General features: G+C 50.3%; 11 protein-coding genes. 2 read left to right on the top strand and 9 right to left on the bottom strand.

Translation table 11 applies throughout. The annotated features are described in order from the left end of the window. Positions 1 to 59: 59 nt before the first annotated feature. The gene (locus tag K0H60_RS19140; RefSeq protein WP_220056724.1) at positions 60 to 1178 is read left to right on the top strand and encodes a DUF1963 domain-containing protein; all 1119 of its coding nucleotides are present in this window, start codon (positions 60 to 62) and stop codon (positions 1176 to 1178) included. Between the two features lie 16 nt (positions 1179 to 1194). Here K0H60_RS19140 and K0H60_RS19135 read toward each other — a convergent pair whose 3' ends face one another. The 9 genes from K0H60_RS19135 to gmk form a co-directional block, all read right to left on the bottom strand. Beyond that, positions 1195 to 1791: a response regulator transcription factor gene (locus K0H60_RS19135; protein ID WP_220056723.1), complete on the bottom strand. Its 597-nt coding sequence runs from the start codon at positions 1789 to 1791 to the stop codon at positions 1195 to 1197. Next, positions 1791 to 2870 carry a sensor histidine kinase gene (locus tag K0H60_RS19130; RefSeq protein ID WP_220056722.1) on the bottom strand — a complete coding sequence of 360 codons (1080 nt, stop codon included), beginning with the start codon at positions 2868 to 2870 and terminating at the stop codon, positions 1791 to 1793. Before K0H60_RS19130 ends, K0H60_RS19135 begins: the two co-directional genes overlap by 1 nt. Positions 2871 to 2953: 83 nt before the next feature. Continuing rightward, positions 2954 to 3658: a tetratricopeptide repeat protein gene (locus K0H60_RS19125; RefSeq protein WP_220056721.1), complete on the bottom strand. Its 705-nt coding sequence runs from the start codon at positions 3656 to 3658 to the stop codon at positions 2954 to 2956. Positions 3659 to 3834: 176 nt separating this feature from the next. After that, positions 3835 to 4785 carry a calcium/sodium antiporter gene (locus K0H60_RS19120; protein ID WP_220056720.1) on the bottom strand — a complete coding sequence of 317 codons (951 nt, stop codon included), beginning with the start codon at positions 4783 to 4785 and terminating at the stop codon, positions 3835 to 3837. A 170-nt stretch (positions 4786 to 4955) separates the two neighbouring features. Then, positions 4956 to 6620 carry an AMP-binding protein gene (locus tag K0H60_RS19115; RefSeq protein ID WP_220056719.1) on the bottom strand — a complete coding sequence of 555 codons (1665 nt, stop codon included), beginning with the start codon at positions 6618 to 6620 and terminating at the stop codon, positions 4956 to 4958. A gap of 232 nt (positions 6621 to 6852) precedes the next feature. Beyond that, on the bottom strand, positions 6853 to 7236 hold the full coding sequence (locus tag K0H60_RS19110; protein ID WP_011624341.1) for a RidA family protein: 384 nt from the start codon (positions 7234 to 7236) through the stop codon (positions 6853 to 6855). A 22-nt stretch (positions 7237 to 7258) separates the two neighbouring features. Continuing rightward, positions 7259 to 9361, bottom strand: a complete 2103-nt coding sequence (gene spoT / locus K0H60_RS19105; RefSeq protein WP_011624879.1) for a bifunctional GTP diphosphokinase/guanosine-3',5'-bis pyrophosphate 3'-pyrophosphohydrolase — start codon at positions 9359 to 9361, stop codon at positions 7259 to 7261. A 43-nt stretch (positions 9362 to 9404) separates the two neighbouring features. Next, positions 9405 to 9683: a DNA-directed RNA polymerase subunit omega gene (gene rpoZ / locus K0H60_RS19100; RefSeq protein WP_011624339.1), complete on the bottom strand. Its 279-nt coding sequence runs from the start codon at positions 9681 to 9683 to the stop codon at positions 9405 to 9407. 58 nt (positions 9684 to 9741) lie between these two features. Next, the gene (gene gmk, locus K0H60_RS19095; RefSeq protein WP_220056718.1) at positions 9742 to 10365 is read right to left on the bottom strand and encodes a guanylate kinase; all 624 of its coding nucleotides are present in this window, start codon (positions 10363 to 10365) and stop codon (positions 9742 to 9744) included. A gap of 376 nt (positions 10366 to 10741) precedes the next feature. Here gmk and K0H60_RS19090 point away from each other — a divergent pair, with 376 nt between their 5' ends. Beyond that, on the top strand, positions 10742 to 12238 hold the full coding sequence (locus tag K0H60_RS19090; protein ID WP_220056717.1) for a hypothetical protein: 1497 nt from the start codon (positions 10742 to 10744) through the stop codon (positions 12236 to 12238). Positions 12239 to 12350 lie beyond the last annotated feature (112 nt).

Here is a 12350-nt window from a genome sequence, read left to right as displayed (position 1 = left end):
GCGATAGCAAATATTTGATAGAAATGATAAAAAGCCCATATTGGAGCAGTGAGGTAAATATGGATATGTTGTTAGCAGAAAATTCCCCCATCCGTCAGCGGTTGCTTGAGCAAAAGCTGGCACAGTTTAAAGACCCCAAGCTTGCTAACGTTCTCTCGGCGTTTATTCGCAGTAGTGTCGATCTCTATCCCTGCGCAAATGAAGACTATACCCAGTTAGGTAACAGCCGATTGGGTGGATTGCCGGATTTGCCTGATGGTATGGATTATCCGGTGACTTTGGTCGGACGGGAGGAGATGTTGGATGCTTACGCTGAGGAATTCGACCACACTCGCGAGTATGTCGAGGAGCATTATTGTTGGTCGCAAGATTGGGACTGGGATGAGGCGGCGCAGGCCTTCCGTGTGCCCATGCAATTTATCGCACAGCTCAACTGTAGCGAACTGAAGGCGTTTCAATCTTACTTGCCTCGAGAAGGGCGATTGTTGTTCTTTTTGGAGCGCTGGAGATTCTCGGAAATGCTTCGCGGCCATGTCTATTATGTCGCTGAAGATCAGCAGCTTAACTCTGGGAAAGCGATTGCCGAACCTAAGTTCGACGATGCTATATGTGCAAACTATGAGTATGAAGCGGCTTATCAACTTCAGGGGATTGCCAGCATTAAGATGATAGCCACTGACATGGTTAATAGTGACAACCCGCATTTATTAAAGTTAGCCAAGGCGCGTTTACAAGCGCTACCAGAACCGCAACAAGCCATGGTGCTGGAGGCCCTAGCGGTTGTAGATGATGAATTGGTACCAGAGTGGCAAGATCAGCTCTATTTCTTTGATCTAATGAAAATGAATAAACACGGGTTAATCCCCGGTCAGATTCTTACTCAAACACAATGGTCTGCGCTACCTGACTGGCAGTCATCCAACTTGCAGGCATTGCTCGTCCCCGAGCAGCCGCTGCCGTATTACAATGGTATCGCCAGCATTAATGGTCATGGTGATAGCCGCTATAAAGCCCCGGAGCTCCACGCCGCGGCTGAATTAGGCGGTAATGCCGAAGATTATCTGGTGCTGCTTAAAGTCGTCTATAGTGAGCACTCTATGCAGTTGAATTTTATTATCCACCAAGCGGATTTAGCGCTAGGCAAATTCGATCGCATTTACTGCATTTATGATTATTAGCGTTTTGAAAGGTTGGCTATAACCAACCTTTTTGCTTGGCGATGCGGGCGGCATCGATTCGGTTGCTCGCATTGAGTTTGGCAATGGCTTCGGATAGATAGTTACGTACCGTGCCTTCGGCAATAAACAGCATCTCGGCTATCTCGGCGGTGGATTTGCCTTCACTGGCAAAACGTAGGGCGCGGCGCTCTTTATCATTGAGGGGATCGATATCGCCAATCGCCATGATTGCCAGCTCAGGATCGATAACCCGCTTACCCGCGCTCACCTGTTGGATGGCGTTGACTAAGGTTTCCGAGGGCGCATCCTTCAGTAAAAAACCACCTACGCCCGCTTCAATGGCGCGTTTGATGTAACCTGCGCGGCCAAAGGTAGTGATAACCACGACCTTGGTATGGCTATGTTGTTCTTTCAACCAAGACGCTAATTCCAGGCCGGTGCGCCCTGGCATTTCGATATCCGTCAGGAGTAGATCGAAATGTTGTTGTTTCAGCAGGCTTAAGGCTTCATCGCCATTGCTGGCTTGGGTGATGGTAAAACCACCCGCTAGGGTTAACAGTGCTGCGAGCGCGCCGCGTACCATGGCCTGATCTTCCGCGAGAAGAATGTGCATTAATCTGTTGCTCCCTGCAAAGGTAAACTGACGCTAAAGGCGTATCCCTGTTCAAGATCATAGCTTAAATGTCCCCCAAGGCTAGCGAGCCGCTCGCGGATCCCTGTTAGGCCGTTACCCTCGATAATAGGGCTTGTTGGGGCGTTATCTTGCACATCGACGATAAGGCTATCGGCCTGCTCGCGAAACTGAATGCGACATTGGCTGGCGCTGCTGTGGCGCAGAATATTATTCACCAGCTCAGTGAGCACTAAGCCGAGCTGACTCTCTGCTCTGGCGGATAATTTGGGTAACTCGCCTAGTAGCTCCACTGCGATGCCCTTGTCCCTTAGGGTGTTACATAATTGAGTGACGCAGCTGGCCAGCCCTTTATGTTTATAATCTGAGACCGTATGCCTAATTTGGCTCAAGCTCTCCCGGGCGATTTGTCCTAGCTCCTGCAGCTGAGTGGTCGCTAATTGATATTCTTGTTTGGCGAGCAGTTTTTCCGCTAGTTCAGCTTTTAGGGCAATCGATGACAGACTGTGTCCCATGATATCGTGCAAGTCTCTGGCGATGCGCTCCCGTTCGACCATGGTCGCTAAGGTGCTGATCTCCTGCGCGCTTTGTCGCTCCTTCAATCTATGCTGATAACGTTTTTGCTCGGCAATCCCCAGCATGCCAACGCCGAAAACTAACGCCGAGCCATACACTGGGAAATACAGATTATTGAACTGGCTAAAGTGGTTGAGTAGGAACAGTAAAACCAAAATCCCAAACCAACTTAACAGGCTGACCCTGAGCGGATAGAAGAAGCCAATAAAGAAACTGGCAAAGGTAAAGAAAGAAATAGAACCAGGATTGATGGGGGTGATGGCAATCGCCAACAATAGCATGACGCTGATGGGTCGATAAGCCACTCGAGTATGGCAGCGATAGGCCCAAAAGTAGCTGTAAATAAAGGGAATAAGTACGGCTAAAATGAGTCCTATTTGCCAGCTCGGATAGGGCGTGACAAACAGCGGGATCAGATAAAACGCCAAATTTATCAGGTAAACCCATGCGATTTTTTGTTCTATTTGCACTGAGTGTTGAGTCATAACGCTTCGCCTAAGGCCAATAGCTGGCTACCGATGGCAGGATTGGCCGCAAACGTCAGCCAATCCTTTTGCCTGTTCTGGGGTTATTTTGCACTTATTTGCTGATTTTGTTGAAGTAAAAACTTAGCCCAACCATAATCTTTTTCCACTTGCAGTGCCTGTTGCCAATCTTCGATAGCCCCTTGGGCGTCACCTAACTCCTGTTTTGCGAGTCCGCGCCAAGTGTAAGCCTCAGCCTCACCCCAGCAAATGTTCTCGCAAGGTTGATTAAACCGCTCAATGGCGCTGCTGGCGAGGGTCTTTGCATGCTGCATGCTGCCACCAAACATGGCGGGCGTATTATAGGCGGCAATTGCTTTCACTAATGCCACCCGCGGGTTAAGCGGTGCCAGCTGTTCGGCTTGGGCGATGACATTGGCGGATTTAATCCCAAGCTCGGCACCTTTACTGTTGTCCAAGGCTATTTGCATGCCATACACGGATGATAATAGCGCGAGGGATTCGGCATCGGCTTGGGTATTATTGAGGGTTTCTAAGCTGGTTTGCGCTGAGGCTAAGGCCTGATCCGCTAAGTTTTTTTGTCCCATCACATTGGCGCTGATGGCTAAGCGGTAGTTGGCATAAGCCGCTTCGTAATCCTGTATTGTCGTGCTGAGTTGTTGCAATTTTTCGATATTCAAGGTGCTTGCCGCCTTGTCTACTTCTGCGATATTGAGGCTCGAGTTGGAAGCGGCGAATACCGGCGTGCAGGCGAGGGCAAGACTTGATAATAGTAAGAGTGTTTTCATGGTATTTCCTTATTGAAGTGATAACCCATTGCTTGGGAACGGCTTCATTATCAGAAATAGCTTGGCCTGAGTGCAGGCACAAAGGTCATCAATTGGGCATGACAAATGTCATGTCTTAAGCCTAAAAGCAAAACACCGGAGAAGCTCCGGTGTTTTGTAAGATGAGGCGCAGCGCGTTATACGACCGCTTGGGTGCTGGCTTGGTTGACGAGGTACACCATGTAACCTAAGTAAGCGACAAGCAGTGTGGCACCTTCACGGCGACCGATACGCAGGCCTGACCAAGCGAAGGGTAAAATCACCATGGCTAAGGCGAGCATCACGATAAAGTCGAAGGATTGGAAACCTAGTGCCGATACTGGGTGCACAATCGCAGTTACACCTAAAATACCTAAAATATTGAATAGATTAGAGCCAACCACGTTACCGATAGCAATATCGCTCTCACCTTTGAGCGCCGCTAAAACAGAGGTCACTAACTCTGGCATACTGGTGCCGATAGCGACAATGGTTAAGCCGATAATGACTTCGCTCACGCCAAATACCTTGGCTAAATCGACAGCGCCGTTCACAAATAAAATCCCGCCACCGACTAACATGCTGATACCCACGACAATAAATGCCACTGATAGTAATGGGTTTTTAGGGCCTTCTTCGATGATCTCGCCGTCGGCATCTGTGGTATTTTTCGAGCTGAAATAGCTGAATACGAGGTAGCCAACAAGCAGTGATAATAAGATCACGCCGTCAATCAGGCTGAGTTCGCCATCAAATAACAATCCCCAAAACAGCATAGAGGCGAGGATCATCAAGGGGATATCCCGTCTTACCATTTGTGACTGTACTTGAATCGGGCGAATAAGCGCAGTTATCGCCAAAATCAAACCAATGTTGGCAATGTTAGAGCCAATCACGTTACCCAGTGCAATGCCGCTATTGCCCGCCAGTGCTGACTTTACACTCACCGCAAGTTCGGGCGCGCTGGTACCAAAGGCCACAATGGTTAAGCCGATGATGAGGGGCGTGATGCCAAGACGTAGGGCGATCGAACTTGCGCCACGGACTAAGGCTTCTGCGCCCAAGGTTAAAATGATAAAGCCGCCGATAATTGAAAGTGCAATGAGCATTTTAGACTCTGTTAAACCTGATTGAGTGAATTGATTTAAGGTGTATCAGCTTACGCTGACAGGCGCACATGATACGTGTTTTTTAACCGTTTTGACAGAATATGTCATAAAAAAGCACACCGAAAAGGTGTGCTTTAGAGGTGAGTGTCATTACTTCAAGATTCGATGGGTTATTTTGCAGATAACTCATCTTCCCAGCGTACTTGCGCGCCGCGAATACCGTCGACACGTTCGCTAAACGCCTTCTCCAGCACATGGCGTTTGATCTTCAGCGTCGGAGTTAACACATCGTTTTCGATGGTCCAAGGCTCGTTCACGACCACAATCGCATCCACATGCTCATGGGATTCTAAATGTGGGTTCACGCTATCGAGTGTCGCTTTTAAGGATGCGCGAACTTCTTCGCGGGCTTGTAAGGTTGCGCCCTCGGAAAGTTGCACTAACGCGACGGGATGCGGCAGGCCGGAACCAATGACGCAAATCAGCTCCACATGGGGATCCTGCGCGAGCTTACGTTCAATCGGTACTGGAGCGACGTATTTGCCCTTGGCGGTTTTAAAGTTGTCCTTCACGCGGCCAGTAATTGTCACGCAACCATCGGCGTCGATAGCGCAGAGATCGCCAGTATGGAAGAAACCATCGGGATCGAAGGCCGCCGCTGTCGCTTCGGGTTGCAGATAATAGGCCGTCATCAGGCCGGGACTCTTCAGCAGCAGTTCGCCGTCTTCACCCTGGCGGATTTGGCAATCCTGCACAGGTTTACCCACAGTGCCAATTTTACGCGCATCGAAGGGATAGTTGATGATGGAGTAAGCACAGTTTTCCGTCATGCCCCAGGCTTCACAAATATCCAAGCCAATGCTGTGGTACCAATGAATGAGTGAAGGCGGAATAGGCGCCGAGCCAGAGCCGAGTAAGCGGCAATGGTTGAGTCCTAACCCTTTGTGGATCTTGTGTTTTACTAGGCTGCTAATCAGTGGAATTTTAAGCAGTAGATTGAGTTTACCAACACCAATCTTGTCGATAATGTTCTTCTGGAACAGGCTCCACAGGCGCGGAACCGAGAAAAATACCGTTGGTTTAGCGCGCTGCACATCGGCAACGAAGGAGTCTAAGCTTTCGACGAAGGCGACTGTGCTGCCAGAATAAAAAGATGAGCCTTCGATCGCCACGCGCTCGGTAATATGGGCTAAAGGTAAGTAGGACAATAATCTGTCGTTACCATTGGTACGCAGATCGCGCACCACCGCTTGGCAAGTCCAGCCATAGCTGGCAAACGTCTGAATCGCGCCCTTAGGTTGGCCCGTTGAGCCCGAGGTGTAAATCAGGGTCATGGTCTGATCAAGCTCAGGTAACGGCGCTTCAATCAGAGGGTTGCCCATCTTGAGCAGTTGTTCCCATTGATATTGAGCCGGCATGGTCTCATAGGGCATGGCAAGGCGGAGTAATTCGCCGCCGACGCCGGCTTCTTGATCGGCCCAGTGGTCGAGCTTGCCGAGGAAAATCGCTTTGGCACCACTATGTTGCAACACATAGCGGATAGTATCTGTATTGGCGGTGGGGTAGATGGGAACGCTGATATAGCCGCCGTGCATCAGGGCGAGGTCGGTAATAAACCATTCGGCACAGTTTTTAGAGAGCACGGCAATCTTATCGCCCGGCTCTAGGCCTAAATGGCGCAGTGCACCCGCGAGTTGCTGCACTTTTTCTTGCACTTCATTCCACGTGAAATCAAGGTATTGACCCTTGATGGGCTGGCGCAAATAGATTTCATCCCCACGCGTATTCGCCCAGTGCGCCAACATTTCGATTGGCGTCTTAATCGCATTATCCATAGGCAATTCCCTGTTCTTTATTGTTATTTTAACCCCAACATAGGTGCCCAGTATGGCGAGTTTTGTGAGGCCACGCAAATAGTTTGCAAGATTGTAAAATCTTAAAATTGGCGGACTAGCCTATCGTTTGAGTATGAAATGAAAATGAACTTAATCACAGGTCAGAGCAGGAGCCGCGGGCGCATTAGGCAATAAAAAAGGCGCCTAAGCGCCTCTTAACATCGGTGGAAGCTTACAGCTCCATCACGCCGTCCATTTCGACTTGCGCATCCTTAGGCAGTTGCTTCACACCGATAGCGGCGCGAGCTGGGTAAGGTTGGCTAAAGTAACGGCTCATGATTTCATTCACTTTCGCGAAGTGGCTTAAGTCCGTCAGGAAGATATTGAGCTTAACGATATCGTTGATCGTGCCGCCAGCTGCAGTACAAACGGCGGTTAAGTTTTCAAACACTTGCACTACCTGCGCCTCAAAATCATCGCTCACGATTTGCATTGTGCTTGGCACCAGTGGGATTTGGCCGGATAAATACACTGTATTGCCGACTTTAACCGCTTGAGAATAAGTGCCAATTGCCGCTGGGGCGTTTTCGGTCGCGATAATGATTTTTTCTGCCATGACGCTCTCTCTAAAGTAATGATTAACGATTACGGGATGTACGCAACACCTCGGGGAGTACCCGGATACGGCGCATCACGTTAGCTAAATGGATCCTGTCCTTCACCGAAATCCGCAGGTTAATCAAGTAAACGCGGCCATCGCGCTCTTCGGTGCTAAGGTTGTGAATGTTCGAGCCTTCGGCGGCGATAATCGAGGTGATCTTCGCCAGCGCGCCTTGGTGGTTAACAATTTCCACCCGCAGATTGGCTTGATACTCGACGCCTTCGACATTGTCCCACTGTACGGGAATGTATTTATCTGGCTCGCCCTGGTAACCGCGAATGTTAGCGCAGTTTTCCATGTGGACGACTAAGCCTTTACCTTGGCTCACGTGGGCTATCACCGCATCACCTGGAATAGGGCGGCAGCAGTTGGCGAAGGTTACTAACATGCCTTCGGCGCCACGGATTGGCATCAGGTGAGAATCGCGGCTCTCTTGATTCTCTAAATTATCGCCAATCAAACGTTGGGCGATGACTATGCTCATGGCATTGCCAAGGCCTATGTCGGCGAGTAAGGAATTTAAATTGGCGTGCTTAGTATCGCGCACGACTTTATCAATCTGCTCGGCTGGAATGCTATCGAGTTTGGTTTTACCCAGCGCATGGTTAAGCAAGCGGCGGCCAAGGGCGATAGCATCGTCCGCTTTTAGGCTCTTAAGCACTTGGCGGATTTTGGCGCGGGCTTTACCCGTCACCACAAAGTTAAGCCAAGCAGCATTCGGCCGCGCGCCTTTGGCGGTAATGATCTCAACGGTTTGGCCGGAGATTAATGGTTGGCTTAACGGATAAGCTTGGCGGTTAACGCGGGCGCCGACACAGGTATTGCCCACATCGGTGTGGACTTCATAGGCAAAGTCGACGGCGGTGGCGTTAACCGGTAATTCTAAAATGCGACCTTCGGGGGTAAAGACGTAAATCTCTTCGGGGAAGAGTTCGGTTTTAACGTTCTCCACGAATTCGAAGGAAGTGCTGGCGCTCTGTTGCAGTTCCAGCAAACTTTGCATCCACTTGCGGGCACGCACTTGCGTGGTGGTGCCTTGGCCATCGGCGCCGCCTTTGTAGGCCCAATGGGCCGCAACCCCTTTGTCGGCCATTTGATCCATATCTTCGGTACGAATTTGGATCTCGACGGGCACACCGTGGGGGCCGAATAACGAGGTATGTAGCGACTGATAACCGTTGGCTTTGGGGATAGCGATATAATCTTTAAAGCGACCCGGACGCGGTTTATACAGACCGTGCATGGCACCGAGCACGCGGTAGCAAGTATCGATGGAGTCGACGATGACGCGAAAGGCGTAGATATCCATTACCTCTTGGAACTGGAGTTCCTTGCTCTGCATCTTGTTGTAGATGGAGTAGAGGTTTTTCTCGCGACCTTTGACTTTGCCTTTAATGCCCGCATCGTTTAGGCGAGTGAGTACCGCAGCCTCAATGCCTTGAATGAGCTCTTTACGGTTGCCACGGGCAGCTTTAACCACTTCCTTCAACACCCGATAGCGCATCGGATAATAGGCTTGGAAGCCTAAATCCTCTAACTCGGTCTTGATATTGTGAATACCGAGTCGGTTGGCAATCGGCGCGTAAATCTCTAAGGTTTCGCGGGCAATGCGGCGGCGTTTATCGGGGCGCAACGCACCTAAGGTACGCATGTTGTGGGTACGGTCGGCAAGCTTGATGAGAATAACGCGGATATCCTGCGTCATCGCCATCATCATTTTGCGAAAGTTTTCCGCTTGGGCTTCTTTTTTGTCGCGAAATTTCAGCTTGTCGAGCTTAGACACCCCTTCAACCAGTTCTGCCACGGCTTCGCCAAATTGTTCGGCCAAGTCCTCTTTGGTGACATAGGTATCTTCGATGGTGTCGTGCAACAAGGCCGCCATCAGCGTCTCGTGATCGAGACGCATCTCGGCGAGGATGCGGGCAACCGCAACCGGATGGGTAATATAAGGTTCGCCGCTGGTGCGCATTTGCCCTTCATGGGCATCACGCGCAACTTGGTACGCCTGCTTGAGCAATTCTACCTGTTCGGGTTCTAAGTAACCGGAAGCAGACTCCTTTAGACCTTCAAACAGATACAAGTGGCAGCTCTCCTTTACCCAAACAGGTGTGACTCAATTAGACTTATAGTGAACGGCCTTCAGCGATGGCGGCAACAGCTGCTATTTCAGCTGCTTCACGCTCACGCACTGATTGACGCTCGTCAGCATCTAAAGTGTGAGCATTCACTAAACCTAGTTCGATTTCACGCAGGGCGATAACCGTTGGCTTGTCGTTCATCTCTTCAACCATAGGGTCTTTACCCTGCACGGCGATTTGGCGAGCACGACGCGCCGCAACCAGGATCATATCAAAACGGTTGCCGATTTGTTCTACGGCGTCTTCTACAGTTACGCGAGCCATGTGTTGAAACTCCAGTTTATCTAGGGAAAAAATGACGCAAAATTGTACACTAAGGCAGTTAGCCTGCCAACAGATCGTTAAGCATATCATTTTGCGCGTGGATCTGACTAGCACCCGTTAAGCGTTGGCTGCGAATGATCGCCCGCAGATCCGCCAGTGCTGTGTCAAAATCGTCATTGACGATAATAAAATCATATTCTTTATAGTGCGACATTTCAGAAACCGCCTGTGCCATACGGCTAGCGATCACATCAGCACTGTCTTGGCCACGGCCTGTGAGACGACGCTCTAGCTCATCCCTTGAGGGCGGTAGAATAAATACACCAATGGCCTCTGGCATCACGGCTTTGACTTGCTGGGCGCCTTGCCAGTCGATATCGAGGAAAACATCGATACCTTGGGTCAAAGTGTGCTCTATGACGTGGCGTGATGTGCCATAGTAGTTACCGAAGACTTCGGCCCACTCGAAAAAGGCATTTTGCGCGATCAGCGCTTTAAATTCTTCAACATTAACAAAATGGTAGTGCTGACCATTCACTTCACCGGGGCGAGGCGCACGGGTAGTGTGCGACACTGAAACCTGCATGTCGGCGGGTTTGTCTTTCAGCAGCGCCGAAATCAGCGAGGATTTACCAGCACCACTCGGGGCTGAAACAATAAATAAATTTCCGCGTGCGGTCATGAGCAAAATATCCAGTTGGTTAACGCAAGAAGGGCCCAGAAAGCCGAGCATTATACAGATTTTGACCTTAAAAACGCTAGGGCTAGTTAGTCGGCAATTGTAGTCTATGGCGGTTTTTATTGAAGGACGTTGTCCCGATTGGCGAATTTCACTCTTCACCGTTACTGCGTGGGCCAAGGTTTGAAATCGCAGTGCTTAGACACAGAGCCGTTGACCTGAGATTCAAGCCTGATTTAGTTTTAGATAGATATTATCGGCATTTTTATCCGTCTAGCGCCTTATTGCACTGACAATTGCGGCTAAATTCGTTACGCTCGTGCCTATGCGACATTGAGAGTCGTGTGCGCTAGGATAATTTCACTATAAAGGAAGGGTCGTGCTGTTAAAATCTCTTTTCTGCCTTCATGGGCGTGATTCCCGTCCCCGCTTTGTGGCCATCAGTGTTGGTGTGTATTTGGGCATATCACTGGCTGTCGCCGCGTTTGGGCCGAACTTTTTAATGTATCTTTTAGCGCTAGTGGGCTTACCTTTGCTCGCCCTTACGGCGCTGCGCCGTTTAAATGATGCGGCTAAGCCTAAGGCCTTGGTTGCGGTATTTATTTTGCCGCTACTGATTTTACTGGTGCTGTATATAGTGGCTGCGCCGCCCGTAGTCGCCATTCTAGGGCTGGTTTTGGGCGCTGGCGCGACCTTTTGGGGCACGCGTTTAACCTCTCCCACGTTAGTGGAATACCGTTTGGGCTATTATGGCCCAGCATTAGATACCCCTACCTCGCAGGCTATTCCCCGTCGCCGAGTCGAGCCCGTATTAACACCAAAGGCCGCAGCGGCACAGAATGCCACTGTCTCCCATGCTGCGCCGGATATTCCGGTATCGACAGCGGCCGAAACCTATTCCCATACTGAGCCTACGAGTGCTTCCCCCGTTGTGGACGCCGAGTTGGATGCCTTGCGCCAAGATGAACTACGCTTCGATGCGTTAACGAAAATGACGCAAAATCCAGCTGACTTCGTCGTGCAAGATGCGTTACTCGAGGGCCACGCCGATTTTCGCCCTGCTAATCAGAGCCGAGTAGAGCAAACTCGTATCGACATTGCCGATGTCGATTTAGCCCAAGTCGATTTACAGGGCGCGGAGTTTAAACGGGCACCGCTCGACCCTGCCGAGCACAGTGATGAGCCAGTATGGCGTTTCGATCCCGATGAAGATACCGCAGCCTTTAACGATACAGAGCATGCTGAAGAAGTGCGTCGTCGCCGCGCCGAGGCGAAAGAGTCGGGCTCGATGACAGAGCTGTTTAGAGGTGTGGCTGAGTTTTTTGCCCCCTATAGACGTTTTATTAAGTTGCCTTCTTTACCCAAGCTTGAGCGCCGTTATTGGCTGCCCGTCGGCGGCGGTGTGGGGGCGGTATTGTTAGTGCTGTTAGTGTGGGGATTATGGCCCAATAGTGATGAGTCACAGGCTGAGGAGGCTGTTCCTGTCGTGCCCTCGGCGCCTATTGCTGCAAGCGATCGTGTGACCTTAGATATGCCCGACGGTTTTTCGGTAGCGTTAGAGCAAGATGTGTTAATTATTCGCTGGTTAGGTGAACGTGGTAAGCCGCAAAACCTGTGGTCTATTGCCACGGCCAAGGGCGATAAGAGTTGTAGTGCGCTGGTGTTTAATAATGGTACTGAGTATCGCACTATCAGCGTAGACTTGCTGGATGATTCGGCAACGGAGGCGCGTTTCACGCCGCTGGATACCGCCAGTATTATCACTGATTTGGCCCGTCGTGGCAGCATCGGTTTGTGTGGTTACAAGTTCAGCCTCAAGGGCAGCCAAGCGGTTTTAGAGCCTAATCGCAATTTTGGTAATTATTTAGCCCGTTAAATCGATAAAATTCTAGTCAGGACTAGAGGGGTAGATTACACTTTTGCTCCTCTTTTTCTCCAATCTTGTTTTAAATGTGCTCGCAAAGCCGATTGCGGCGAGGTTCGGGAAA

Source organism: Shewanella mangrovisoli (genome assembly GCF_019457635.1).
In the GTDB taxonomy this organism is placed as follows: domain Bacteria; phylum Pseudomonadota; class Gammaproteobacteria; order Enterobacterales; family Shewanellaceae; genus Shewanella; species Shewanella mangrovisoli.
This window is presented reverse-complemented; position numbering and strand designations above follow the sequence as displayed.